This is a genomic window from Pseudomonas sp. AC532, assembly GCF_979258965.1.
On sequence record NZ_OZ409888.1, the window covers coordinates 818,193 to 844,251 of the forward strand.

A 26,059-nucleotide genomic window follows, 5' to 3' on the forward strand; every position below is an offset into this window, starting at 1 on the left:
ACCACGCCCTCAGAAGCACTACCCATCTCAGGCGCAGCGCCCCGCTGCGAATGACGTAGACAAAGCCGGGTTTGCATCGAGCTGCATTTTCGCCAGTTGCAGCGCTTCAGCAAGATTGGCTCAAGCGTCGCGGTGGCCTGCGGCCTTGGCGCGCATCTTCTCGCACATGGTGGCCATTTCGTCGTACAGCAATTGCGGGTTTTTCTGCTTCAGGGCCCAGGCCTGACGGCCCTGTTCGTGGGGCAGAATCATGAATTGGCCGTCAGCAATCCCCTGGAAGATGTAATCGGCGATGAACTCGGCATTGATGGGCGAGCTCTCCAGCAGCTTGCCGACCTGCGCTTTCATGGCCGGTGTGGGGCCACGGAAGGAATCGAGCAGGTTGGTCTGGAAGAACGACGGGCACACCACGTGCACGCCAACGTTCATCGGCTTGAGTTCGACCAGCAGGCTCTCCGACAATGCCACTACCCCGGCCTTGGCCACGTTGTAGTTGCTCATTCCCGGCCCCTGCATCAGCGCCGCCATCGAGGCGATGTTGACGATGCGTCCCTGGCTGCGCTCGAGCAGCGGCAGGAAGGCCTTGCACCCCTTGACCACACCCATCAGGTTGATCGCCAACTGCCAGTCCCAGTCCTCGAGCGAGAGTTCCGCGAAGAAACCGCCCGAGGCGACGCCCGCGTTGTTGACGATGATGTCGATGCCATCCAGCTTTTCTTCACAGGCCTGGGCAAAGGCCGTCAACTGGCTGTAGTCACGCACATCGCAGCGCAGGGTGAAGCCGTCGCCGCCGGCTTCGCGCACCAGGCGCAGGGTTTCCGCCAGGCCAGCGTCATTGACATCGGACAGGGCCAGGCGCCAGCCCTCGCGAGCCCAGCGCAGCGCGATCTCACGCCCCAAACCGGATCCGGCACCCGTGATCATCATGCGATTGTGCATACGCAACCTGCCCTGCTGGCCAATGAAAGACAGGCCGAGTGTAGCGAAGGCGCTGGCGGCTCCCAGCCATTATCAGCCTGTTGAATGGGCAAACCGCGCGATGGGTATGGCGGATGGTCTGGCGATCATTACCCGGCTACCGCCTCGCTCGGTGCAGGCGGACCGCCACGGCACGAGCCTACTGGAACAGCCGCGTGCTCAGCTCCTGGCTGGCCTCCAGAAGAATCGGCAGGAAGCGATTTTCCAGCTCCTGGCGCGAAACCCGGCCGACATGAGTGCCGACATTGAGCGCCGCCAACACCTGGCCGGCAGAGTCCTTGAGTGGCACGGCGATGGAACGCAGGCTCACCTCCAGCTCCTGATCGATGATCACCCAGCCCTGGCGGCGAATTTCCTCGATGTTGGCGCGCAGGTCTTCTGGGGTGTGCAGGGTGCGGCTGGTTTTCACCTGCAAATCGGCATGGCTCAGGTAGTCATCGAGGGCGGCATCATCGAGGGCGGCCAACAGGATGCGGCCCATCGACGTGCAGTAAGCCGGCAACCGGCTGCCGACGCTCAGGTCGACCGAAATGAGCCGCTGCGGCGTTGCCGAACGGGCGATGTAGAGGATCTCGTCCCCCTCCAGGGCCGCCATCGAGCAGGCTTCGTGGAGTTGCTCGCTGAGCCGATCGAGGATCGGCTGGGCAGTTACCGCCATCGGCGTCGATGACAGGTAGGCGTGCCCGAGCGTCAGCACCTTGGGCAACAGCGAGTAGACGCGCCCGTCGGTGGTCACGTAGCCCAGCTTCATCAGCGTGTGCAGGCAGCGGCGCACGGCGGCTCGCGGAATCTCCGTGCGGTGGCTGATCTGGGCGATGGTCAGGTGACGCTTGCGCTCCTGAAAGGCATGGATGACCGCCAGCCCGCGCGCCAGCGAGGTCATGAAGTTCGGGTCCCCCGTAAAGGCCTCGATGCGTTTGGCCGGTGAGGCAATGATCGGCGGCGCCATGGGGGTCGGCATGGAACGGGATTCGGTCATGGAGCAGGCACTCATCCTGGCGGTTTGCGCGATTATCGAACCACGGTTCGGTAATCGCAAGTCGCTGCCATCTTGACAGCAGCTAAGCCCCGAGAGACGGCCGCGTTCGTCTAGAACCCGCGACCCCGCAGCGAATGGCCTGGGCAACGCTGAAGTGTGCGAGATGGCTGCAACCGTTTTCGCGCCGAGGCCGATGCGCCTAGGGACGGGCACGTTCGCGTAGGAGCCGCGACCCTGCGGCGAATGGCCTGAGCAACGCTGAAGTGTGCGAGATGGCTGCAACCGTTTTCGTGCTGGGGCGACGGGTCTACGGGCGGGCACGTTCGCGTAGGAGCCGCGACCCCGCGGCGAATGGCCTGAGCAACGCTGCAGCGTGCGAGATGGCTGCAACCGTTTTTGCGCCGAGGCGACGCGTCTACGGACGGGCACGTTCGCGTAGGAGCCGCGACCCCGCGGCGAATGGCCTGAGCAACGCTGCAGCGTGCGAGATGGCTGCAACCGTTTTTGCGCCGAGGCGACGGGTCTACGGACGGGCACGTTCGCGTAGGAGCCGCGACCCCGCGGCGAATGGCCTGAGCAACGCTGAAGTGTGCGAGGTGGCTGCAACCGTTTTCGTGCCGGGGCGATGCGCCTACGGGCGGGCACGTTCGCGTAGGAGCCGCGACCCCGCGGCGAATGGCCTGAGCAACGCTGCAGCGTGCGAGATGGCTGCAACCGTTTTTGCGCCGAGGCGACGCGTCTACGGACGGGCACGTCCGCGTAGGAGCCGCGACCCCGCGGCGAATGGCCTGGGCAACGCTGCAGCGTGCGAGATGGCTGCAACCGTTTTCGCGCCGAGGCCGACGCGCCTAGGGACGGGCACGTTCGCGTAGGAGCCGCGACCCCGCGGCGAATGGCCTGGGCAACGCTGAAGTGTGCGAGATGGCTGCAACCGTTTTCGCGCCGAGGCCGATGCTCCTACAAAGGGGACACGCTTGCGTAAGCAACAGCGTTGGCGCTGGGACCGGCTATTGGGCGTGCCGCCGATAAAGCGCAGGAGGTACGCCGCTGCTGTCCACTGACTCCCACGGGCCCTGCAGGGTGCCCGCCCAGCTCCAGCCATCACTCCAGCGGTAGAACGTGCGCTCGCGGTAGTAGGTATCCCGTTCGGAATCGACGACATACACACCCAATCCGCCATCCCAGTGGCTGGAAACGCCGGGCGGCGGCGCGAAGCGCGGGTGGGACTTGCTGACCGGAGCTTTCCCGGCTGGAGCCGGGGAGCCGTCGACACCCGGCGCCGGGGCGTGCAGGGTACAGCCGGCAAGGCTCAACAGGGTGGCTGCCAGGGCAGCCGACATCAGTTTATTCATGGTTGTTTGCCATCAGCGCTATCGATGATCAGGCGTTGCACGGTCTGGGTGGTGCTGGCCAAGGGTTGTCCCTGGCCCATCCACTCGCCGCTTTTGGCATCGCCGGCGCGCGAAATACGCGCTACCAGTTGAACCTGGTCGAACGCGGAAAGTTTCAGTTCCGGCATCATCGCATCGCTGTCCGACAGGCTGACCTGCGCCGGCAGATCGGCAACGGTGAGGCGCTTGACCGCCAGGGGCATGGGCGGCCCCGAGGCGGCCCTGGCGAAGACGAACACCGTGTCACCGGGCTGCACCTTGTCACGCAACTCCTCCGCCAGCTCGACACGCACTTGCAAGCTGCCGATTGCCGGCGTTTGCGCCGCAGCGCCGCCGCCGGCCTGGGGGTCGATCTCCTGGCGGGCCCGAGCGATGCCGCCGGCAATCGCCTGCCGCGAGGGATCGCCTTCGGGCAATACCGCGACGAGCCGTTCCCAGTAGCCGATGGCATCCTGGAAGCGCTGTTGCTCATAGGCCGCAATGCCCAGCAAGCCCAGGCTGGTCACTTCTTCGGGATCGGCCTGCAGCGCTTCCGCGGTCAGCGCGTCGAGCTGCGCGGTCCATTGCTTGTTGCCAGCGAAGTACAGCGCCTGGGCCCACTGCCCAAGCAACTCGGGCTCACGCCCCGCGACCTTCACCGCCTGCTCGAAAGCGCGCGCGGCCTCGGCCGGGCGTTCCTGCGCCATGTAACTGCGGCCAAGAAAATACCAGCCTTCGGGAGATTCCGGGTTGCCCTGCACGGCCTGTTCCAGGCGCGCGGTCATTTCCTCGATGCTGCGCGGCTCGCCGGTGAACGTCCGTGCCCGCTCGACCTCGCCGATCGCGCCCAATTGCGCGTAGAGCAGGACGCCAAGCAGCGGCATCAGCACCGCTACGATCAGCGGCACGCTGCGCCCCAGGCGACGCCCAGCCTTTGGCCCACTGCCCTCGGTATCGGCGAGTAATTCGCGCGCGGCCTCGTCACCCGCGGCCTGCAGCTGAGCGGCATCCAGCGTGCCGGCCTGGTGCTGTTGTTCCAGCTCGCGCAGGCGCTCCTGATAGAGCGTGACGTTCAGCGCGGTACGGTCTTCCTCGGCCTGCAACTTGCGGCCGCGCAGCAGGGGAACCAGCAGAAAACTCACGGCGACCAGACACAGCAGGCCGGCGCACAACCAGAATTCGATCATGGCTCTTTCTTATCCAGAGGCGCCTGCCTGAGCAGTTGCGCCAGTCGTTGCTGTTCATCGTTCGACAGACCCGGGGAAACCTTCGCAGCCGTCTTGCGGCGGCGCACCACGATCACCCCAAGCAGCACGAAACCCGCAGCCAGAAGCACCGCTGGCCCATACCAGAGCAACACCGTGCGGCCGGTCACTGGCGGCTTGTAGAGCACGAAATCGCCATAACGGGCGACCAGGTAATCGATGATCTGCGCATTGCTGTCGCCGGCTTCGAGCATGCGATAGATTTCGGCACGCAAGTCCATGGCAATCGGCGCGTCGGAGTCGGCGATATTCTGGTTCTGGCATTTCGGGCAGCGCAGCTCTTCAGTGAGCTGGCGATAGCGCGCGCGTTCGGCCTCGCTGGCGAACTCATAGGTATCGATGGCCGCCTGGGCGGCGCCGCCCAGCGCCAGCAGCAGCGCCATACCGGTCAACAGCCGCTTCATTGCCCGGCCTCGTCGACCAGTTGCTGGTACAGCGGGGCGAGCTTCTCGCGCCAGATCGCCTCGTCGATCACGCCGACAAACTTGTGGCGGATGATGCCTTTGGCATCGACGAAGAATGTCTCCGGTGCGCCGTACACGCCAAGGTCCAGACCCAGCGTGCCCTTGGGGTCGCTGATGTTGAGCTGATAGGGATCGTGGAACTCGCGCAACCATTTCTGCGCAGCGTCGTTGTCGTCCTTGTAGTTGACGCCATGGATGTTCACGCCCATGGCGGCCAGCTTGTTGAGCACCGGATGCTCGACCTTGCAGGCCACGCACCAGGTGGCCCAGACGTTGACCAGCGAAGGTTTGCCGAGCAGGTCCTGCCGGGTGACTGAGCGATCGCCCTGCACCGCCTGCAACGAGAAGGCGGGAAATGGCTTGTCGATCAGGGCCGACGGCAGTTCGGACGGGTCGAGGAACAAACCGCGGTAGAGAAACACCGCCACGGCGAGAAACATCAGCAGCGGTAGCAGCAGAATAAGCCGTCTCATGCACGTGCCTCCTGCAAGCTCAACGCGTCACGCACGCGGGTCCTGACCTTCATTCGATAGCGTTTGTCGGCGGCGGCGAGAAAACCGCCGAAGCCCATCATCAGCGCGCCGAGCCAGATCCAGCGCACGAAAGGCTTGATGTGCACGCGCACGGCCCAGGCCCCCTGCTCCAGCGGCTCGCCAAGCGCGACGAACAGGTCACGCGTCACGCCGGCGTCGATGCCCGCCTCGGTCATCACCGACTGCTGCACGGTGTACAGCCGTTTTTCCGGGTGCAGCAGGGCAATCTGCCGCTCGCCTTCGAAGACCCGCACCGTGCCACGATCAGAGATGAAGTTGGGGCCCTCGTGATGCACCGCACCTTCGAACACGAACCGGTAACCGCCCAGCTCGACGGCATCGCCCGGCGCCATGCGCATGTCGCGTTCGAAACTGCCGAGGCTGGTGAGGATCACGCCCAGCGCGCAGATCGCCAGGCCCAGATGCGCCAGTTGCATGCCCCAGTAGCTGCGGCCAAGACTGGCCATGCCCTTGAACAGACCTTTGTGGCGGGTCTTGTCCTGGACGTCGCGCAGGCCGGCCAGCACGACCCAGGCAGCGAGCAGGCAAACGCCGAGCACCGCCCAATGGAAATCACCCCACGCCCAACTGGCCAACAGCGCCAGTAACACACTGGCGATCAATACCGGCGCGAGCATGCCGAGCAGCCAGCGCAGCGGCGTGTCCTTCCAGCGCACCAGAACCCCGACGGCCAGCACCGCCATCAGCAATCCGATCAGCGGCACGAACAGCGCATTGAAGTAAGGCGGGCCCACCGACAGCTTGGCGCCGCTCAGGGCATCGAGCACCAGGGGATAGAGGGTACCGAGCAGGATCGTCGCGGCGGCGACCACCAGAATCAGGTTGTTGGCCAGCAGCAGGGTTTCCCGCGACCACAGGCCGAAGCCGACCTGGCTGCGCACCACCGGCGCGCGCAGGGCGAACAGGGTCAGCGAGCCACCGACCACCAGCAACAGGAAGGCAAGAATGAACACGCCCCGCTCAGGGTCGCTGGCAAAGGCGTGCACTGAAGTCAGCACGCCGGAACGCACCAGGAAGGTGCCCAGCAGGCTCAGCGAAAACGCCGCGATCGCGAGCAGCACCGTCCAGCTCTTGAACACGCCGCGCTTCTCGGTCACCGCCAGCGAGTGGATCAGCGCCGTGCCGACCAGCCACGGCATGAACGAGGCGTTCTCCACCGGGTCCCAGAACCACCAGCCGCCCCAGCCCAGCTCGTAATACGCCCACCACGAGCCCAGGGCGATGCCGATGCCGAGAAATGCCCAGGCCACGATGGTCCAGGGCCGTGACCAGCGCGCCCAGGCAGCATCCAGTTTGCCGCCGAGCAGCGCGGCAATGGCGAACGCGAAGGCCACCGAGAACCCCACGTAACCCATGTAGAGCATCGGCGGATGAACGATCAAGCCGAAATCCTGCAGCAGCGGGTTGAGGTCCCGGCCATCGGCTGGCACGTTCGGCAGCAGGCGGCTGAACGGGTTGGAGGTGAGGATCAGAAACAGCAGGAAGCCGATGCTGATGATGCCCATTACCCCCAGCACGCGGGCCAGCATCTCTTCGGGCAACTGGCGGGAAAAGATCGCCACGGCGAAGGTCCAGCCGCCGAGAATCAGTGCCCAAAGCAACAGCGAGCCCTCGTGCGCGCCCCAGACCGCACTGAACTTGTAATACCAGGGCAGCGCCGTGTTGGAGTTCTGCGCCACGTAGGCCACCGAGAAATCGTCGACCATGAAGGCATACGTCAGGCAGGCGAATGCGAACGCCAGAAAGGCGAACTGCCCCCAGGCGGCTGGCTGCGCCAGGCCCATCCACTGCCGGTCGCCACGCCAGGCGCCGATCAGTGGCAGCGTCGCCTGCACAACCGCCAGGCACAGCGCCAGGATCATCGCCAGGTGGCCGAGTTCGGGAATCATCGAGCGGTCTCCCCGGTCTTCTCGTAGTGTTTGTTCATGCCACTCTGCTCCAGCGCCTGCTTGACCTCGGGCGGCATGTAGTTTTCATCGTGCTTGGCGAGCACCTCGTCGGCGAGCAGGATGCCGGTGTCCTCCACCTTGCCCAGGGCAACGATCCCCTGCCCCTCGCGAAACAGATCCGGCAGGATGCCGTGGAAGCGAATCGTCACCCGCGCCACGCCATCTGTGACCACGAAGTCGGTCTGCAGAGAGTCGCCGGAACGCTTCACTGAACCCTTCTCCACCAGGCCGCCGGCACGAATGCGGGTATCCAGTGGCACTTCACCGTTGGCGATCTGCGTAGGGGTGTAGAACAGGTTGATGTTCTGCTGCAGCGCACTCAGGGCCAGCGCCACGGCAATACCGACCCCGGCGACGATCGCCAGGACGATGAACAGGCGCTTCTTGCGAACAGCATTCAACGTGATTCCTCCCGGCGCATACGACGCGCCTCATCCTGCAGGTGCCGGCCCCTCGCCCGCAGCGGCAACACCACGTTGAGCACCAGCACCGCGAAACAGATACCGTAGGCCGACCAGACGTAGGCGCCGTGGTTACCCATGGCGAGAAAGTCGGCAAATGACGCGAAACTCATCGTTTGCCCTCCACCAGCGCACGAATCTCGGCCCTCACCCAGCTGCTGCGTGCTTCGCGGCGCAGCACCTCGAGGCGCATGCGCATCAGCAGCACGGCAGCGAAGAAGCAGTAGAAGCCCAGCACCATGATCAGTAGCGGCAACCACATCTGCACCGGCATCGCCGGTTTTTCGATAACGCTGAAAGTCGCCGGCTGGTGCAGGGTGTTCCACCACTCCACCGAATACTTGATGATCGGGATGTTGACCACGCCGACCACTGCCAGCACCGCGCAGGCCTTGGCGGCGCTGTCTCGGTTGCTGATCGCCTGGCCAAGGGCAATGACGCCGAAATACAGGAACAGCAGGATCAGCATCGAAGTCAGGCGGGCATCCCAGATCCAGTAGGTGCCCCAGGTCGGCTTGCCCCATACCGCGCCGGTGATCAGCGCGATGGCGGTCATCCATGCACCGACGGGCGCGGCCTGCTGCAGGGCGACATCGGCCAGTTTCATCTTCCACACCAGGCCAACCAGCCCCGCCACCGCCAGCATCACGTAGATCGACTGCGCCAGGAACGCAGCCGGCACGTGGATATAGATGATCCGGAAGCTGTTGCCCTGCTGGTAGTCTGGCGGCGCGAACGCCAGGCCCCAGACCGTACCTGTGATCAGCAGCACGGCAGCGGCAATGGCCAGCGCGGGCAGCCAGCGGCCGCTGATGTCATAGAACCATTTGGGCGAGCCCAGCTTGTGAAACCATGTCCAGTTCATCAGGTCACTCATCATTCTCCGAGGTAGGGGCCTGCGGCGGCCATCCCCGGTAGCACGGTTGAATCATTCGCCGACACTGATGCTCAGGCCGGCGGCAATGGCGAACGGTGTCAAGGTAAGCGTGAGTGCGCAAAGGCTGGCCAGCCATAACAGATGACCGGCCACCGGCAGCCCCTGCAGGCTCGCCTGCAGGGCTCCGCTGCCGAGAATCAGCACTGGGATATACAGGGGCAGAATCAGCAGCGCCAGCAGCAGCCCACCACGCTTGAGCCCTACGGTCAACGCGGCGCCGACCGCCCCAAGCAGGCTGAGGACCGGTGTACCGAGTAGCAGCGAGGCGAGCAGCACCGGCAGGCAGCGCTCCGGCAGCCCGAGCATCAGCGCCAGCAGGGGTGACAGCAGCACCAGGGCCAGGCCGGAAAACAGCCAGTGCGCACTGACCTTGGCCAGCACCAGCAGCGGCAATGGGTGCGAAGACAGCACCCATTGTTCGAGAGAGCCGTCTTCAAAGTCACTGCGAAACAGGCCGTCGAGCGAAAGCAGCACCGCCAGCAAGGCCGCTACCCACAACAACCCGGGCGAAAGGCTTTGCAGCAGTTGCGTTTGCGGGCCGACAGCCAACGGAAACAGGGCGATGACGATAGCGAAAAACACCAGTGGGTTGGCCAGCTCTGCGGGGCGCCGACACAACAGACGCGCCTCGCGCACGACCAGCAGCATAAATACGCCATTCATGCGGCATGCTGCCCCAGATCAAGATCGCGGTAACTTGCCGGCAGGTTACCCAGGGTATGGTGGGTGGTCAGAACCACCAGGCCGCCCTGCTCGCAGTGCGCGGCAAGGTGTTCTTCGAGCTGCTTCACGGCCTGCTTGTCCAGTGCGGTAAACGGCTCGTCGAGAACCCACAGCGGCGGGCTGGCGAGGTACAACCGCGCCAGCGCTACGCGGCGCTGCTGGCCGGCCGACAGGGTGTGACAAGGCACGTCTTCGAAGCCGCGCAGACCGACCGCCTCCAGAGCCTGCCAGATTTGCTCACGGCTGGCCGGGCGATGCAGCGCACACAGCCAGGCGAGGTTTTCCTCGGCGCTCAGCAGCCCCTTTATGCCCGCGGCGTGGCCGATCCACAGCAGATCGCTGGCGAGCTCGCCGCTGCGACTGGCCAATGGCTGACCGTTGACGCGAACCTCGCCGCAGGTGGGTTGCCGCAATCCGGCGAGCACACGCAGCAGGCTGGTCTTGCCGCTGCCGTTGGGGCCCGATACCTGCAGCATCTGCCCGCCATGCAGCTGGATATCGAGGTTCTCGAACAGCAGGCGCCAATCCCGTTCACAGGAAAGGGCCATGGCTTCGAGAAAAGGGCTGCTCACAGCGCGGACACCTGGTTCAAGTCGGTAGGGTTATGGCCGCTATAATGGTGCGGACGTTCGGAGTGGCGGGAATTATACATCCCCGACAGGGCCACCCGCAGTACGCATTGCCCACAGAGTATGAGACTTGATGACCGAGATCAGTGGATCGCGTCCTATCGCCGCAACGCCTCCAGCCAGCAGGCCGCTGACCAATGCCGCCGATCTGGCGGTCAAGCTGCTGCAGCCCCTCGATGGCCTGATGCTCAGCGGTGAAAGCGCCAAGGCAGAGGTCGTGGGCCTGAAGGAAGGAGCGCAGAGTTTTCAGCTGATGCTGCGCGTGACCCTGGACAACGGCCGCCAGGCAACGTTGCAGGCCAACAGCCCGCTGCCCGTGGCCCAGGGCACGGCGTTGGCAGTCACTGCGCTATCGGAAACCCGCCTGGCCCTGGCAGTGCTGGCCGGCGGCAAACCCCTGACCAGTATCGATCTGGAACAGTTACCCGTCGGCACCCTCCTCCAGGGCAAGGTCGTCTCCCGCGAAGCCGTGCCCGGACAGGCCGCCCAAGTCGTCTACAAGGTTCTGGTGAACCTCCTCAATACGCCGCTGGCAGGCAGCAAGCTGAGCCTGGAAACCCACCTCGACCTGCCACTGGGCAGCCTGCTCAGCGCCCGCGTGCAGAGCGATCATTCGCTGTCCTTCCTGCCGCTGAGCGGGCGGCTCGACCAACTGGCCCTGCTCCAGCAACTCGGCAATCAGCAAAGCCGCCAGGGCTCCCTGGAGGGGTTGATGGCGGCATTGAAGGGCATGGGCAATCAGGCCGGCATGCCCGACGGCCTGCGCGGCAGCATCGACAAACTGCTGGGCGGGCTGCCGAGCGGCGAGCAGATGAGCAGCGGCAAGGGGCTGATGCAGGCGCTGGAAAACAGCGGCCTGTTTCTCGAAAGCAAACTGCTGGCGGGCCAGCCCGGCGCGCTGAGCACCGACATGAAAGCCAACCTGCTGCGCCTGGTCAGCCAATTGCTGCCCCTGCTGCCCGGCTCGGCGCCGCTGGCCGCCGCAAGCGCCAACGCCATGACCCAGGCGCTGCCCGCGTTCGCGCGCAATATCCTCGGCAACATCGGCCAGAGCAGCGGTCGTCAGCAGGCGATGAGCTTTCCCCTGCCCAGTCGCCTGCTGCAGGCCATGGAGGGGGAAAGCGACCTGGAGGGGCTGCTCAAGCTGGCCGCTGCGGCCATTTCGCGCCTGCAGACCCATCAGCTCTCCAGCCTGGCCCAGAGCCAGACCGGGCCGGATGGCGCCCTGGTGACCACCTGGCAGATCGAAGTGCCGATGCGCAATCAGCAGGAGCTGGTACCGCTGCAGGTGAAAATCCAGCACGAGGAACCGGCGCCCTCCGGCAAGCAGGACCCCAAGGAAGCGCTCTGGCGCATCGACCTGGCGTTCGACCTGGATCCGCTGGGGCCGCTGCAGGTGCAGGCGCAGCTCGCCCACGGCAGCCTGTCCAGCCAGCTGTGGGCCGAGCGCGCCAGCACCGCCGGGCTGATCGACCGCGAGCTGGGCAACCTGCGCGAACGCCTGGTGACGGCCGGTCTGACGGTTGGCGACCTGGCCTGCAGCCAGGGTACGCCGCCGCAGGGCCCGAAAACTTCTCTGGAACAGCGCTGGGTCGACGAAACCGCATGAGCAACAAAGCCCCCCGCCAGGCCATCGCCCTCACCTACGACGGCCAGAACGCCCCCAACCTCAGCGCCAAGGGTGATGACGAACTCGCCGAAGCGATACTCGCCATCGCCCGTGCTCACGACGTACCGATCTACGAGAACGCCGAACTGGTGCGCTTGCTGGCACGCCTGGAACTGGGCGAAGCGATACCCGAGCAGTTGTACCGCTGCATCGCCGAAATCATCGCGTTTGCCTGGTACCTGAAGGGCAAGTACCCGCCAGGCTTCGACCCTCGCGGCAAACCAAAGGAAGGTCCGCTTCTGCTTGACGGCCCCAGTCGCAAGAACAGCGGCCGCTAGGGCGTTGACACGACAGCCGCGCGACCGACGTGCTCGGAATCGGGGCGCAGCAGGAGCCGCGACCCCGCGGCGATCGTAGGTACGACGCCGATATTGCGGTAAGGCCACGATTTTTCGCGCCGGGGGCGACGCTCCTACAAGCGCCACACCCCTTAGGAGCCGCGACCCCGCGGCGAATCGCAGGTACGACGCCGATATTGCGGTGTGGCCACGATCTTTTGCGCCGGGGGCCACGCTCCTACAAGCGCCACACCCCGTAGGAGCCGCGACCCCGCGGCGAATCGTAGGTACGACGCCGATACTGCGGTGTGGCCACGATTTTTCGCGCCGGGGGCCACGCTCCTACAAGCGCCACACCCCGTAGGAGCCGCGACCCCGCGGCGAATCGTAGGTACGACGCCGATATTGCGGTAAGGCCACGATTTTTCGCGCCGGGGGCGACGCTCCTACGAACGACTACATCCGCGTAGGAGCCGCGACCCAGTGGCGATCGTAGGTACGACGCCGATATTGCGGTAAGGCCACGATTTTTCGCGCCGGGGGCGACGCTCCTACAAGCGCCACACCCCTTAGGAGCCGCGACCCCGCGGCGAATCGTAGGTACGACGCCGATATTGCGGTAAGGCCACGATTTTTCGCGCCGGGGGCGACGCTCCTACGAACGATTACATCCGCGTAGGAGCCGCGACCCCGCGGCGAATCGTAGGTACGACGCCGATATTGCGGTAAGGCCACGATCTTTCGCGCCGGGGGCAACGCTCCTACGAACGATTACATCCGCGTAGGAGCCGCGACCCCGCGGCGAATCGCAGGTACGACGCCGATATTGCGGTAAGGCCACGATTTTTCGCGCCGGGGGCGACGCTCCTACGAACGATTACATCCGCGTAGGAGCCGCGACCCCGCGGCGATCGTAGGTACGACGCCGATATTGCGGTAAGGCCACGATTTTTCGCGCCGGGGGCGACGCTCCTACGAACGATTACATCCGCGTAGAGATGACTGCGCCGCCAGCAGAGCTGCTAGGCGATGCGTGCCAGCAGCTCGCGCGCTTCCTGCTTCTCGTCTTCGTCACCCTCGTTGATCACTTCGTTGAGGATGTTACAGGCGGCCTCCAGGTCATCCTGCTCGATGTAGGCCATCGCCAGGTTGAGCTTGGTGAGGTTCTCGTGGCTGGTGACGAAACGATCCAGGCCATCGGTGGAGTCGCCAGGCAGGTCGTCCAGCTCCAGCCAATTGTGCTCCGCCCCCTCCTCTTCGACCAGCATGGTGCCGGCGAATGGGCTGTTGACGTCGTGGTGACCGAAGATATCGGCCGACGGCTCGGCACGCGCAGCCGACACGTCGGCCTCTGCGGCGCCACGCCGCTGACGCGCACCATTTTCGAACGGGTTGACCAGGTCCCAGTCGGCGTCCAGCGAGAGATCATCCAGGTTGAGCTGGAAGTCGTCGTCCTGATTTTTCTTCGGCTCGGGCGCTGGCACGTCGTCGAGGTCGAGGGTCAGCTCCTCGAGATCGTCGAGCGGCGGCAGTTCGTCGGCATCCTGGGTTTCCGGCGGCAGCATGAACAGCGCCGGGTAGCGGGATTTCAGGGCATCGATGCGCGCTGCGTCGAAACCGGCCTGGCGCAGCTTCGCCTCTTCTTCGGCGAAGGCAACGGTATTGCCTTGCTGGGCCAGCACTTCGAGCAGACGGAACCGGATGTCCAGCCGCTGCGGATTGTCCTCGCACGCCTGTCGCAACACCGATACTGCTTCGCCCAGGCGCCCATAGGCGAGGTAGATATTGGCACCGTCCAGTGGATCGGTCGGGCTCGGCTCCGCTCTCGCCACCACCGGTGTGCGGACCGGCAACGGCACGTCAACCACCGCAGCGCGTGGCGCCACCAGCGGTTCGCTGACCTCGGTAGCAAGCACCTGGGCCGCAGGCGGCACGACCACCACCGGCTCGGCAACCGCTTCAGGGGCCGGCTTGCGCTTGCGTTTGAACAGCACCAGCGCCAGCGCCAGAATGGCGAGCAGCGCTGCCAACAGCATATTCCACAGGTTCCAGAAGCTGTCGCTAGCCGGCTGCGCGACCGGCGCGGGGGCAACCGCCGGCGCCTCAGCGGCCGGCGCCACGTTCTGCGCGGCGGGTGCGGCGGATACTGCCGGCGCAGGTTCGGCAGATGCAGCCGACGCCGGCCGCTGGGCGAGTTGCTCGAGCAACTGGGCGATCTGCTGATCACGCGCTTCCATGCGCGTCATCAAATCCTTCAGTTGGTTCTGCACCACCAGCAGATCCTGCTGCAGTTGCATGTTCTCGGCCGTGCGGTTGGCGACTTCCTCTTCGACCCGGCGAATCTGCGCGAGCACCTCGACCTGCGGTTCGGCAGGTTGTTGAGGTGCGGTATCGGGGATGATTTCAGCCGGCGCTTCGGGCCGTGGTGCCTCCCCGCTTTCGGCAGGCGGGCTTGGCGCTGGCTCGGCGACACGGGCGTGATCCGGCAGCAGCAGGGACACCCCCGCGCGCAGGCGGTGAATATCGCCGTTGCTGAAGGCTTGCGGGTTGAGCGCGTGAATATCCAGCATCAGATCCTGCAGGGAACTCTGATTGCCGTCGACCCGCAGTTTGGACGCGATCGTCCACAGGCTTTCTCCGCTGGCCACCTGATAGCGCTCGCCGCGGCTGGCGATGGGCGTGCGGCGCGGCGGCGCATAGGACGTGAACTGCTCGTCGCCGACCGGTGCGGCCTGGGCGCTGTAGGAAGAGGACGAGGGAGGATCGAGCAACAACGTGTACTCACGCAGCAACTGTCCACCAGGGCGCTTGAGCTCCACGATGAAGTTCAGATACGGCTCGCGCACCGGCTGGTTGGAGACCACCCGCACGACACTTTTGCCGCCACGCAAAACCGGGCTGAAGCGCAGGTCGTTGAGAAAATACACACGGTCGACGCCAGCCAGGTTGAAGGCATCGGCCGGCGCCAGGGAAACCCTGACGTCAGAGGCGCTCATGTCGTCGGCGACCGCCAACAGCTCGATCTCGGCGTTCAATGGCTGGTTCAGCGCTGAGTGCAGGGTGATTTCACCCAGCCCGAGCGCCGGCGCCAGTCCCGAATAAAACGCCGAACCCGATGCCAGGCCGATCAGTAGGTGACGAACACGAGTCATAAAAGCTCCCGATAACTCCGCTCGAAGAGTAGCTTCAGCCACCGGAACCGGACCGGGTGCCCCTGCAAATGCGGCGTGGCACAGCGCTGCGTCGGTAAACGCTCCCTGTCACACCGAATAGTGAGTATGGTCATATTTCAAGGGCTTGCGAGTTTTCCAACGGCATGACTCGCTCGACCTCAACATTTAGCCATCATACGCAAAAAGCTGAAAATTCGGCTAGTTATGTGAACACCGTCAACGTTGTGACAAACCCATCCGCCAAGCGGCGACGACGGTGAGTGCGAACACCGCTCCCATGAGCATGAAACTCTGCTGGAACGCCAGCACTTCGGCGGCAATGTCGCCCCCTTCGCGCTGATGCCGCCATTCCAAAAAAAAGGTCAGCAGGTTGACGCCGAACGCCCCGCCCAACTGGCGCACGAAGGTGATGGCCCCTGCTCCATGGGCCAGTTCATCGCGGTCGAGAATGTCCAGCGCACCGGTGTTCAGGGCCGGCAGCAGGATGCCCAGGCCAATACGCCCCACGCACGCCCAACAGCACAGCACCAGAAACGACGCGCCCGGCTCCAGCCACCCGAACCCGAAAGACGAGACCGCCAACAACAGCAAACCGCTGACCAGCAGCACGGCGGTGGACAGGCGATCACTCATCCAGCCGCCGAGAAACGACGCCATGCCCATCACGATGCCGGTGGGCAGCAACAACAGTCCCGCCCAACCTGCGCTGTACCCTTCGACGGTCTGCACGTGCAGCGGAATCAGGTAGGTCGTGCCGTACAGCCCGAGCCCCAGCGCCAGGGCCACCCAGCTGGCCTTGCGAAAACCGCTGCGTCGCCACAAGCCGAGCGGCAGCAGGGGCCGCCGGCTGTAGCGGCTGCGCAGCAGAAATCCGCCCCCGCCAAGCACCCCGGCCAGTCCGGTCAGCCACACGCGCGGCTCGCTCCAGGCGAAGCGCTGGGCTTCCGCGAGGGCGCCTAGCCCGGCGAACAAGCCGATGCAGAGCAGCGCGAACGCCCAGATATCCAGAAACGGTGTGTTGGACTGTCGCTCGCTGGGCATCAGAAACTGCCCGGCGAGCATCGCCAGCACGCACATCGGCAGCGGTAACCAGAAGATCGCATACCAGCCAAACCCGTCGACCAGGTAACCGCCGATCGTCGGCCCCAGCGTCGGCGCGATCATCACACCGAGCCCGTAAGCGCCCAGGGCAGTACCGCGGCCACCGCCGGCGAACACCTTGAAGATCAGCACCATGGCCAGCGGCTGGACGATCCCGGCGCACAGGCCCTGGATGATGCGCAACGCGATCAGTTGCCAGGCAGCGCCAGCCACCAGCGCCAGCAACGAGGTCACGATGAACAGGCTCAAGCCGGCCTGCGCGGTCAGGCGTGCGCCGAGGCGCGCCTGGGCCCAGGCAGAAAGCAGCAGCCCTGCGGTCATGGCGGCGAGAAAGCCGGTGGACAGCCACTGGGCCAGCGGCCGCCCGATATCGAAGTCGGCCATGATGGCCGGTAGCGCGACATTGATGCTGGTCGAGGCGAGGATCATGGCCATGCTGCCCAGCATCAGCACGATCAGCAGGTAGTGCGGATAACGCGGCCCGAAGCGTCTCTGCAGCAGAGACAGCCCTTCCATCAGCGCCGTTCCAGGTTACCCAGGATGCGTGCGTGCACCTGCTGACAACGGCGTAAGTCCTCTTCGTCGATACCGGCGAAAAGCTCTTCGCGAAGTTGCGTGGAGATGGCCTCGATCTGCTCGATCAATGGTTTGGCGGGCGGACACAGGGCGATTTTCTTGGCACGCCGGTCTTCCGGCACCGCCTGGCGGCTGACCAGCCCCTGCGCCTCCAGGCTGTCGAGCAGGCGTGCCAGGGTAGGCCCTTCTACCCCAACGCTCTGTGCCAGCTCCCGCTGGGTCGGCAATTCGGCGAAGCGACCGATGTGCAGCAGCACCAGCCAGCGCGCCTGCGACAGCCCCAGGCCGGCAAGACGCCGATCCAGTTCGGCGCGCCAGGAACGCGATAGCTGGGCCAACTGCATAGCGAAACGGTGTTGTTCGGAATGGGACATTCAGGCAACTCTTGGAATTATCAAAAAACTAATTATTAGCGAGCTAACCATAGCTTTTGATAGAGAGCAAGATTGCAGTCGTTGCAAGACAAGAGTCCGTCGCGCCCATCATCGTCGATCAGGCTTCGAATTCGGCCTGCAGGGCAGCACGAACGCAATGCAGCACCCCCTCCTCCACGCGGCCGACGAACATCGCACTGATCTGCGCCACAGGGGGCAATTCGCCCTCGCCATCGAGAAATGCATCCTGGATTTCGCCAAGCAGTTCCTCCGGCAGGTCCAGAGCCTGCTCCAGCGAAATCTGTTGATCGGCAATGGCCTCGGCAAGCAACGTGTAGGCGCTTTTCTGGCTGCAGCCAAGCTGGTTGGCGATCTGCGTGGGCGTCATCCCGGCGCGCGCCAGGCTGACCAGCTCATGGCGCAGGTCGACGACCGGCTGCGGCGTGTCGCCACCGGCCAGCACTTCGAGGAACGCGTCGCCGTAGCGCTCCAGCTTGCGCGCACCCACCCCGCTGACCCGAGCCATTTCCGCCAGGGTGGTCGGCTTGCTGCGCAGCATCTCCAGCAACGTTGCATCCGGGAAGATCACATACGGCGGCACCGCATGCTCCTCTGCCAGGCGCTTGCGCAAGGCCCGCAGGGCTTCCCACTGCTCGCGCTCGTCACCACGCACCAACTGACGGGCCGCACTGCCCGAGGCCTTGGCGCTCTGCTGCGGTTTGAGATCGCGGCGCAGTTGCAGGCTCACTTCGCCGCGCAGCAGGGGCCGGCAGCTGTCGGACAGACGCAGGCCACCGTAGCCCTCCAGGTCGACATCAGCCAGGCCACGCGCCACCAATTGCCGAAACAGCGAGCGCCACTCACCGTCGCTGAGTGCGCTGCCGACACCGAACACCGACAGGTGCTGGTGGCCAAGCCCGCGAATTTTTTCATTGTCGCGACCGAGCAGAATGTCCACCAGGTGGCCAACGCCATAGCGCTGGCCACTGCGGTAGATCGCCGACAGTGCCTGGCGCGCCGGCTCGGTGGCATCCCAGGTCTGTACGCCATCGGTGCAGTTGTCGCAGTGGCCGCAGGGCTGTGGCAGGTCTTCGTCGAAATAGGCCAGCAGCACCTGACGGCGGCAGCGGGTCTCCTCACACAGCGCCAGCATGGCATCGAGCTTGTGCTGTTCCACGCGCTTGTGGCGTTCATCACCCTCGGAGTTGGCGAGCATCTGCTTGAGGAAAATCATGTCCTGCAGCCCGTAGGCCATCCAGGCATCGGCAGGCAGCCCGTCGCGGCCACCGCGGCCGGTCTCCTGGTAATAGGCCTCCAGCGACTTGGGCAGGTCGAGGTGGGCGACAAACCGTACGTTGGGTTTGTCGATGCCCATGCCGAAGGCGATGGTCGCGACCATGATCAGGCCTTCCTCATTGAGGAAGCGCTTCTGGTTGTAGGCACGCAGTTCGGCTGGCAACCCCGCGTGATAGGGCAATGCCGGGAAACCCTGCTCAGACAGGTAGGCAGCGACTTCTTCGACCTTCTTGCGCGACAGGCAGTAAACGATACCGGCATCACCCTTGCGCGCAGCCAGGAAGGCCAGCAACTGCTTGCGCGGCTGCTCTTTGGGCACGATGCGGTAGAAGATATTGGGGCGGTCGAAACTCGACAGAAAGCGCTCGGCGTCCTGCAGGTGCAGGCGATTGACGATTTCCTCGCGCGTACGCATGTCGGCGGTCGCCGTCAGGGCGATGCGCGGCACCTCGGGAAACAGTTCGGCCAATTGCCCCAGCTGCAGGTACTCGGGACGGAAATCATGCCCCCACTGCGACACGCAATGCGCTTCATCGATGGCGAAAAGAGCAATCTGCAGCTGCTGCAGGAATGCCAGCATGCGCGGTTGCACGAGCCGCTCGGGGGCGAGATAGAGCATCTTGATCTCGCCACGGCGGATGCGCTCGGCGATCTCGCGCTGCTGGTCGGCCTCCAGCGTGGAGTTCAGGGCCACGGCGGCGACCCCCAGCTCTTCGAGCGTAGCCACCTGGTCGTCCATCAGCGCGATCAGCGGCGACACCACTACCGCCAGGCCCTCGCGCAACAGCGCCGGCACCTGGAAACACAGCGACTTGCCGCCACCGGTGGGCATCAGCACCAGCGCATCGCCGCCGCTGGCCACGCGCTCGATGATCGCACCCTGGCGGCCACGGAAGCTGTCATAGCCAAAAACGTCTTTGAGGATGCGTTGCGCCTGCTCGAGCATGTAGGGTCTCCGAATCAAGCGGGGCATTATACGCAAGTGTCTCGCGAGGACGGCACGTGATGTGTTTTTTAGCGTGTGGCAGGTTGTTTTGGCTGCAACTCTGGCCCGGCGGGCGGGTCTGCTCTAGCAGGTGCTTGAAAAACGCATGCGATGCGCCGCAGGAGAGCCGATGGCGGCCTGTTGCGGCCGCCTGATGGGGCCGCTCGAAGCGACCCTGTCATGCCCTGGTAGATTGCTTGTCATCGAGCTGCACGCCAGCGCAAACGCCTTGCCAGGCTCTGTGCAATCAGGCGACGGCAACGCAGATAGTTTTTCAACAGCCTGCTAGAATCCAGCCTCGTTTACTCTTTCAAGGTAGCCACCGATGTCCTTCGCCGAGCAACTGTCCCGCCTGCAAGCCTTCCTCGATGCCGATGAGCTGCACGAAGAAGCGCTGGACTATGTCGCCGCACACGGTTACCTGACTGCCCTGTCCATCTGCCCGGACAAAGTCGAACCCCGCGAATGGATCGACGCGCTGTTCTCCGAGCCGCCGCACTACCGCAGCGATGAAGAACGCGATGATATCGAAGCCACACTGATCCAGCTGCAGGCGCACATCGCCCGCCAACTGGCCAGCGACGACGAGCCTGAAGTGCCCTGTGACCTCGACCTGGGTGACGAGCCGGACGACTCCGACCTGCGCGGCTGGTGCATTGGCTTCATGGAAGGCGTATTCCTGCGCGAAGCCGTGTGGTTCGACGATGCCGAAGATGAAGTCAGCGAACTGCTGCTGCCGATCATGGTCGGTTCCGGCCTGTTCGACGAGCAGCCGGAGTTCGCCGAAATCGCCCGTGACCGCGACCTGGTCGACAGCATGGTCGAACAGATTCCTGAGCTGCTCACCGCCCTGTTCCTGCTGTGCAACGCGCCTGATGAAAAACCGGCGCTGCTCAAGCCTCGCCACCACTGATGGCGACGCCATCGATATGGCGCGCGAACCCTATGAAACACGCAACCCTCTGCTGCGCTACAGCCTGCTGGTCATCGGCTGGCTGAGCGTGGCGCTGGGCGTGCTGGGGATATTTCTTCCGGTGCTGCCCACCACACCGTTCCTGTTGCTCGCAGCGGCCTGCTTCATGCGCAGTTCCCGGCGATTCTACCTGTGGCTGGTCGACCACCCGCACCTGGGCCCGTGGATTCGCGACTACCTCAACGGTGACGGCATCCCGCGCAAAGCCAAGTGCTATGCCATCGCGTTGATGTGGTTGAGCATCGGCATTTCCTGCTGGCTGGTTCCGCTGATCTGGGCGCGGGCGTTCATGCTAACCAGTGCTGTGCTGGTCAGCCTGTATATCCTTAAACAGAAGACCCTTCCCGACCGCCGCTAGGGGCGACGTGCCTGGTCGGCGCGGGAAATCGCCGGGCCCATGCCGGTATCGCTCTACGCCCACGATCTTTCGCGCTGGGGCGACGTTCCTACGCGGTGTGCGCTGCTGTTGTAGGAGTCGCGACCTCGCGGCGAATCGAGTGGGCAACGCCGACGTCGCTATACGCCCACGATCTTTCGTGCCGGGGGCGACGCTCCTACGCGGTGTGCGCTGCTGTTATAGGAGTCGCGACCTCGCGGCGAATCGAGTGGGCAATGCCGATGTCGCGGTACACCCACAATTTTTGGCGCCGGGGGCGACGCTCCTGCGCGGTGTGCGCTGCTGTTGTAGGAGTCGCGACCTCGCGGCGAATCGAGTGGGCAATGCCGATGTCGCGGTACGCCCACGATCTTTCGCGCCGGGGGCGACGCTCCTACGCGGTGTGCGCTGCTGTTGTAGGAGTCGCGCCCTCGCGGCGAATCGAGTGGGCAATGCCGATGTCGCGTTACACCCACGGTCTTTCGCGCCGGGGGCGACACTCCTACGCGGCGTGCGGTGCTGTTGTAGGAGTCGCGACCTCGCGGCGAATCGAGCGGGCAATGCCAGTGTCGCGGTATGCCCACGATCTTTGGCGCCGGGGGCGACGCTCCTGCGCGGTGTGCGCTGCTGTTGTAGGAGTCGCGACCTCGCGGCGAATCGAGCGGGCAATGCCGATGTCGCGATACACCCACGATCTTTCGCGCCGGGGGCGACGCTCCCACGTGGCAACGTAGGATTGCTGTACCTGCGGGTAGCACCGCGCGAGCAGGTTTTCAAACCGCTGATACACTCGAAGAGCATTAGATTATTCGAAGGTGCCCCATGGCCATTCAGCGCGCGCAGGATACGGTGCAGACCACTCACTTTCGCAGTGACCGCATCAGCACCATCAATGGCCGTTTCTTTTTCACGACACGTGAAGGCACGCTCGAGGGCCCCTATTTTTCGCGCAGCGAGGCAGAGCGCAGCATTCCCCGCTACATCGACCGCATGAGCCAATCGCTGGCGATCCTCGAAAGCCGCAACAACGCCTAGTTCAGCCGCAGGCAGATGCCCCAAAGCCACGGCGCTCGCGGCCCATCCGCAACAGGCGCAGTGCACCCGCGCTAGTGCTTGTCTTCATCGAACGCTGCTTGCAACGCATCATTGATGGTGCGCAGCACCTTTACCCGCGCATAGGGCTTGTCGTTGGCCTCGACCAGCGTCCACGGCGCAAGGCGGGTGCTGGTGCGGTCAACCATGTCGCCCACTGCCTCACGGTATTGCCGCCACTTCTCGCGGTTGCGCCAGTCTTCCTCGGTGATCTTGAAACGCTTGACCGGATTGGCCTCGCGCTCACGAAAGCGCGCCAACTGGGTTTGCTCGTCGATTGCCAGCCAGAACTTCACCAGCACCACGCCGGCATTGCTCAGTTGCTCCTCGAAATCATTGATCTCGCCATAGGCGCGCAGCCAATCGGCCGGCGCACAAAAACCTTCGACGCGCTCCACCAGTACGCGCCCGTACCAGGAGCGGTCGAATACGGTGAACTTGCCACGCGCCGGGATATGCCGCCAGAACCGCCACAGGTAGGGCTGGGCGCGCTCCTCCTCGGTTGGCGCGGCGATCGGCACGATGCGGTATTGGCGAGGATCCAGGGCTGCGGCAACCCGGCGAATGGCGCCGCCCTTGCCCGCGGCATCATTGCCCTCGAACACTGCAACCAGGGCATGGCGCCGCATGCGCTTGTCGCGCATCAATTGTGAAAGGCGCGCCTGCTCGCGGGTCAGTTGCTCGCGGTAGTCCGCCTTGCCCAGGCTCACACTCATGTCCAGGCTGTCGAGCAGGCTGCGCTGATCGGTGCGCGTGGTCAGCGGCGTCGCGTGGGGCAGTGGCGCCCGCTCGCCGGTGCCACGCAACGCAGCCTGCAACCCCTCCAGCAGGATGCGACCGACCGTCAGGCTACGGTAGTTGGCATCCGCGCCGGCCACGATGTACCAGGGCGAATAGTCGCGGCTGGTACGGCGCAGCACGTCTTCGCCGGCACGTACGAACTTGTCGTAGGTCTTCGACTGCTGCCAGTCCAGCGGGCTCAAGCGCCAGCTGTGCAACGGATCGTCCTGCAGGGTTTTGAGCCGCGTGAGCATCTGCTCCTTGGAGAGATGGAACCAGAACTTGAAGATCAGCGTGCCTTCGTTGCACAACATCTGCTCCAGGCCCAGCGCGCCTTCGATGGCGCCATTGAGTTCGTCCTTCTTCAGGTCGCCATGCACACGCCCCTGCAGCATCTGGCTGTACCAGTTGCCGAAAAAGATGCCGATACGCCCCTTGGGCGGCAATTGCCGCCAATAACGCCAGGCCGGTGGCCGGGCCAGCTCCTCGTCGGTTTGCTGATCGAAGGTGCTGACCTGAATCAGCCGCGGATCCATCCACTCGTTGAGCAGCTTCACCGTCTCGCCCTTGCCCGCCCCCTCGATGCCGTTGATCAAGATGATCACCGCATGCCGACCCTGCTCACGCAACGCGTACTGCGCCTCGAGCAGCGCCTCGCGCAGTACTTGTTCCTCTGCATCGAATGTGGCCTTGTCGATGACGTGGTCGATCTCCGCAGATTCGAACATAAGCACCTCTCCTGAACTGTCTCACCAGACTAGGTGGGGCTGACACTCCAGCGCAAGCCGCGAGACCACATACGTGAAGGAGGCACGTCCTACGATGATGGTGTGAGCATCACCGACGTTGCGGCACGGCCACCATCATTCGCGCCGGGGGCGACGCTTCTACGCGGCAGCCACCTACGCGCAGGAGCCGCGACCGTGCAGCGAATGGCGTGGCCAACGCTGCCACTGCCCCTGCTAGAATCGCCGCCCTGCCTGCTTCGGAACGCCGCCATGGCCGATCAATATGCCCAGCTGGACTGGAATGACCAGGGCCAGCCGCTGTCACGTCAGTACGACGACGTCTACTTCTCCCGGGAAGACGGCCTCGAGGAAACCCGCTACGTATTCCTGACCAACAACGACCTGCCACAACGCTTCGCCGCGCTGCCCCCCGGTGCGCAACTGGTGATCGGCGAAACCGGCTTCGGCACCGGCATGAATTTTCTCTGCGCCTGGGAGCTCTTCGAACAGCAGGCGCCAGCCGGCGCGCGGCTGCATTTCGTCAGCGTGGAAAAACACCCGCTGACACCGGCCGACCTGCAGCGCGCCCTCGCCCTGTGGCCATCCTTGCAACGCTACAGCACCCCATTACTGAACGCCTACGTCGCTGTGAACCCCGGGTTCCAGCGCCTGGTATTCGATGCAGGCCGCGTGGTGCTGACGCTGCTGATCGGCGATGCCAGCGCCATGCTGCCGCACCTGAATACGCGCATCGACGCCTGGTTCCTGGACGGTTTCGCCCCCGCCAAGAACCCCGCGATGTGGACGCCCGAGTTGTTTGCCCAATTGGCCCGGCTGAGTGGCCCCATGACTACCCTCGGCACCTTCACCGCCACCGGTTACGTGCGCCGCGCGCTGAACGAGGCCGGCTTTCGGATGAAGCGCGTGCCGGGGCTCGGCAAGAAATGGGAGGTCATGCGCGGCACTTTCGACGGGCCGCCCGGCAGCCTGAGCAAACCCTGGTTTGCCCGCCCGGACCATGTTCCCACCGAGCGCCGTGCACTTATCATCGGCGCGGGACTGGCGGGCTGCGCGACAGCAGCCAGCCTGGCCGCGCGTGGGTGGCAAGTGGAGGTACTGGAGCGCCACGCGGCTATCGCCCAGGAAGCCTCGGGCAATCCCCAGGGTGTGCTGTACCTCAAGCTGTCCGCTCATGGCACGGCCCTGTCGCGGCTGATCGTTGACGGTTTCGGCTACACACGCCGGTTGCTCCAGCGCCTGCACAAGGGCCACGACTGGGACAATTGCGGCGTGCTGCAGCTGGCCTTCGACGAGCGCGAAATGCAGCGCCAGGCCAAACTCGCCGCAGCATTTCCTGACACGCTGCTCATTCAGGTGCCGGCTGACGAGGCCGAGCACCACGCCGGTATCGCACTGGCTAGCGGCGGGCTGTTCTACCCCGACGCAGGCTGGGTGCATCCTCCCGCGCTCTGCCGGCTCATGGTCGATCATCACCGGATACATCTGCATCACCACCAGGAAGCCTTGCAGCTGGAGCGCGTGAACGGCCACTGGCAGGCGTGGAGCGGTGAACGGCTGATCGCCAGCGCTGCCGTGGTCGTACTCTGCGGTGCCGCCGATATCACCCGCTTGGAGCAGAGCGCCCGGTTACCACTCAAGCGCATTCGCGGGCAGATCACCCGCCTGCCAGTCTCGCCGCAGAGCGCGGCCCTGCGCACGGTAGTGTGCGCCGAAGGTTATGTGGCACCTGCCCGTGAGGGCGAGCATACCCTGGGCGCCAGCTTCAATTTCGATAGCGATGACCTGACGCCGAGCAGTGCCGAGCACGCGAGCAACCTTGGGCTACTACGGGAAATTTCCGCCGACCTGGCCGAGCGCCTGCAGGCGGATACCGTCGATGTCGAAACCCTGCAGGGTCGCGCGGCGTTCCGCTGCACCAGCCCCGATTACCTGCCCATCGTCGGGCCGCTTGCCGATGCCGAGGCGTTTGCCAAGGCCTATGAAGTGCTGGCACGCGACGCCCGCCAGGTGCCGTCGATACCCTGCCCCTGGCACGACGGGCTTTACATAAACAGCGGCCACGGCTCACGCGGATTGATCACCGCACCGCTGTCCGGCGAGTTGATCGCCGCCTGGCTGAATGACGAGCCGCTGCCCGTGCCACAGGATGTGGCCGAAGCCTGCCACCCGAATCGCTTCATGCTGCGCCAATTGATCCGCAAGGGCTGAGCCCCTCCCCCGCGTATTGCCCAGGGCAAGAATGGCAGCCATACCACGATAAGCGCGTCGTGCACTCGATTCGCCGCGGGGTCGCGGCTCCTACAAGAACGCTACACACCACACCGCGGG

23 protein-coding genes are annotated in these 26,059 nt (G+C 64.7%); 6 read left to right on the plus strand and 17 right to left on the minus strand.

The genetic code is table 11. The annotated features are described in order from the left end of the window. Positions 1-120 precede the first annotated feature (120 nt). The 12 genes from ACZ0AV_RS03950 to ccmA form a co-directional block, all read right to left on the minus strand. Positions 121-939, minus strand: coding sequence for an SDR family oxidoreductase (locus ACZ0AV_RS03950; protein ID WP_499149825.1), 819 nt, complete (start codon positions 937-939; stop codon positions 121-123). A 178-nt stretch (positions 940-1,117) separates the two neighbouring features. Beyond that, positions 1,118-1,957, minus strand: a complete 840-nt coding sequence (locus ACZ0AV_RS03955; RefSeq protein ID WP_499149826.1) for an IclR family transcriptional regulator domain-containing protein — start codon at positions 1,955-1,957, stop codon at positions 1,118-1,120. A 1,007-nt stretch (positions 1,958-2,964) separates the two neighbouring features. Beyond that, a complete protein-coding gene (locus ACZ0AV_RS03960) occupies positions 2,965-3,309 on the minus strand; it encodes a hypothetical protein (RefSeq protein WP_499149827.1) in 345 nt (114 codons plus the stop codon). After that, on the minus strand, positions 3,306-4,514 hold the full coding sequence (ccmI, locus tag ACZ0AV_RS03965) for a c-type cytochrome biogenesis protein CcmI (RefSeq protein ID WP_499149828.1): 1,209 nt from the start codon (positions 4,512-4,514) through the stop codon (positions 3,306-3,308). The genes ACZ0AV_RS03960 and ccmI overlap by 4 nt, the downstream gene beginning before the upstream one ends. Further along, the gene (locus ACZ0AV_RS03970) at positions 4,511-4,996 is read right to left on the minus strand and encodes a cytochrome c-type biogenesis protein (RefSeq protein WP_499149829.1); all 486 of its coding nucleotides are present in this window, start codon (positions 4,994-4,996) and stop codon (positions 4,511-4,513) included. Before ACZ0AV_RS03970 ends, ccmI begins: the two co-directional genes overlap by 4 nt. Continuing rightward, entirely contained in the window at positions 4,993-5,529 is a 537-nt protein-coding gene (locus ACZ0AV_RS03975; RefSeq protein ID WP_499149830.1) for a DsbE family thiol:disulfide interchange protein, read from the minus strand. Before ACZ0AV_RS03975 ends, ACZ0AV_RS03970 begins: the two co-directional genes overlap by 4 nt. Continuing rightward, entirely contained in the window at positions 5,526-7,499 is a 1,974-nt protein-coding gene (locus ACZ0AV_RS03980; protein WP_499149831.1) for a heme lyase CcmF/NrfE family subunit, read from the minus strand. The genes ACZ0AV_RS03975 and ACZ0AV_RS03980 overlap by 4 nt, the downstream gene beginning before the upstream one ends. Further along, positions 7,496-7,960, minus strand: coding sequence for a cytochrome c maturation protein CcmE (gene ccmE, locus ACZ0AV_RS03985; RefSeq protein ID WP_499149832.1), 465 nt, complete (start codon positions 7,958-7,960; stop codon positions 7,496-7,498). The genes ACZ0AV_RS03980 and ccmE overlap by 4 nt, the downstream gene beginning before the upstream one ends. Beyond that, the gene (gene ccmD, locus ACZ0AV_RS03990; protein WP_499149833.1) at positions 7,957-8,133 is read right to left on the minus strand and encodes a heme exporter protein CcmD; all 177 of its coding nucleotides are present in this window, start codon (positions 8,131-8,133) and stop codon (positions 7,957-7,959) included. Before ccmD ends, ccmE begins: the two co-directional genes overlap by 4 nt. Continuing rightward, positions 8,130-8,888: a heme ABC transporter permease gene (locus ACZ0AV_RS03995; RefSeq protein WP_499153286.1), complete on the minus strand. Its 759-nt coding sequence runs from the start codon at positions 8,886-8,888 to the stop codon at positions 8,130-8,132. Before ACZ0AV_RS03995 ends, ccmD begins: the two co-directional genes overlap by 4 nt. Before the next feature lie 60 nt (positions 8,889-8,948). Beyond that, entirely contained in the window at positions 8,949-9,620 is a 672-nt protein-coding gene (gene ccmB / locus ACZ0AV_RS04000; protein ID WP_499149834.1) for a heme exporter protein CcmB, read from the minus strand. After that, on the minus strand, positions 9,617-10,252 hold the full coding sequence (gene ccmA / locus ACZ0AV_RS04005) for a cytochrome c biogenesis heme-transporting ATPase CcmA (RefSeq protein WP_499149835.1): 636 nt from the start codon (positions 10,250-10,252) through the stop codon (positions 9,617-9,619). Before ccmA ends, ccmB begins: the two co-directional genes overlap by 4 nt. 130 nt (positions 10,253-10,382) lie before the next feature. On the opposite strand from ccmA, the gene fliK reads away from it, so the two are divergent. Both fliK and ACZ0AV_RS04015 read left to right on the plus strand, forming a co-directional pair. Further along, positions 10,383-11,918, plus strand: coding sequence for a flagellar hook-length control protein FliK (fliK, locus tag ACZ0AV_RS04010; protein ID WP_499149836.1), 1,536 nt, complete (start codon positions 10,383-10,385; stop codon positions 11,916-11,918). Then, positions 11,915-12,256, plus strand: a complete 342-nt coding sequence (locus tag ACZ0AV_RS04015; RefSeq protein ID WP_499149837.1) for an EscU/YscU/HrcU family type III secretion system export apparatus switch protein — start codon at positions 11,915-11,917, stop codon at positions 12,254-12,256. Before fliK ends, ACZ0AV_RS04015 begins: the two co-directional genes overlap by 4 nt. 1,022 nt (positions 12,257-13,278) lie before the next feature. On the opposite strand, the gene ACZ0AV_RS04020 is transcribed toward ACZ0AV_RS04015, so the two are convergent. The 4 genes from ACZ0AV_RS04020 to recQ form a co-directional block, all read right to left on the minus strand. Further along, the gene (locus tag ACZ0AV_RS04020; protein ID WP_499149838.1) at positions 13,279-15,408 is read right to left on the minus strand and encodes a motility hub landmark protein FimV; all 2,130 of its coding nucleotides are present in this window, start codon (positions 15,406-15,408) and stop codon (positions 13,279-13,281) included. 237 nt (positions 15,409-15,645) lie between these two features. Next, entirely contained in the window at positions 15,646-17,046 is a 1,401-nt protein-coding gene (locus ACZ0AV_RS04025; RefSeq protein WP_499149839.1) for a DHA2 family efflux MFS transporter permease subunit, read from the minus strand. Further along, the gene (locus ACZ0AV_RS04030; protein WP_499149840.1) at positions 17,046-17,480 is read right to left on the minus strand and encodes a MarR family transcriptional regulator; all 435 of its coding nucleotides are present in this window, start codon (positions 17,478-17,480) and stop codon (positions 17,046-17,048) included. The genes ACZ0AV_RS04025 and ACZ0AV_RS04030 overlap by 1 nt, the downstream gene beginning before the upstream one ends. 118 nt (positions 17,481-17,598) lie before the next feature. Then, on the minus strand, positions 17,599-19,722 hold the full coding sequence (gene recQ, locus ACZ0AV_RS04035; RefSeq protein WP_499149841.1) for a DNA helicase RecQ: 2,124 nt from the start codon (positions 19,720-19,722) through the stop codon (positions 17,599-17,601). 364 nt (positions 19,723-20,086) lie between these two features. Between recQ and ACZ0AV_RS04040 the strand changes: the two genes are divergently transcribed. From ACZ0AV_RS04040 to ACZ0AV_RS04050, 3 genes are all read left to right on the plus strand, one after another. Next, a complete protein-coding gene (locus tag ACZ0AV_RS04040) occupies positions 20,087-20,674 on the plus strand; it encodes a UPF0149 family protein (RefSeq protein ID WP_499149842.1) in 588 nt (195 codons plus the stop codon). Between the two features lie 16 nt (positions 20,675-20,690). Then, on the plus strand, positions 20,691-21,092 hold the full coding sequence (locus ACZ0AV_RS04045) for a YbaN family protein (RefSeq protein ID WP_499153287.1): 402 nt from the start codon (positions 20,691-20,693) through the stop codon (positions 21,090-21,092). A gap of 840 nt (positions 21,093-21,932) precedes the next feature. Beyond that, positions 21,933-22,145: a DUF6316 family protein gene (locus tag ACZ0AV_RS04050; RefSeq protein ID WP_499149843.1), complete on the plus strand. Its 213-nt coding sequence runs from the start codon at positions 21,933-21,935 to the stop codon at positions 22,143-22,145. A 71-nt stretch (positions 22,146-22,216) separates the two neighbouring features. On the opposite strand, the gene pap is transcribed toward ACZ0AV_RS04050, so the two are convergent. Beyond that, complete coding sequence (pap, locus tag ACZ0AV_RS04055) at positions 22,217-23,710, minus strand: polyphosphate:AMP phosphotransferase (RefSeq protein WP_499149844.1); 1,494 nt, start codon at positions 23,708-23,710, stop codon at positions 22,217-22,219. Between the two features lie 270 nt (positions 23,711-23,980). On the opposite strand from pap, the gene mnmC reads away from it, so the two are divergent. After that, positions 23,981-25,939 (plus strand): bifunctional tRNA (5-methylaminomethyl-2-thiouridine)(34)-methyltransferase MnmC2/FAD-dependent 5-carboxymethylaminomethyl-2-thiouridine(34) oxidoreductase MnmC1, encoded by a 1,959-nt coding sequence (gene mnmC, locus ACZ0AV_RS04060; protein WP_499149845.1) that lies wholly within the window; start codon positions 23,981-23,983, stop codon positions 25,937-25,939. The last annotated feature ends 120 nt before the right edge of the window (positions 25,940-26,059 follow it).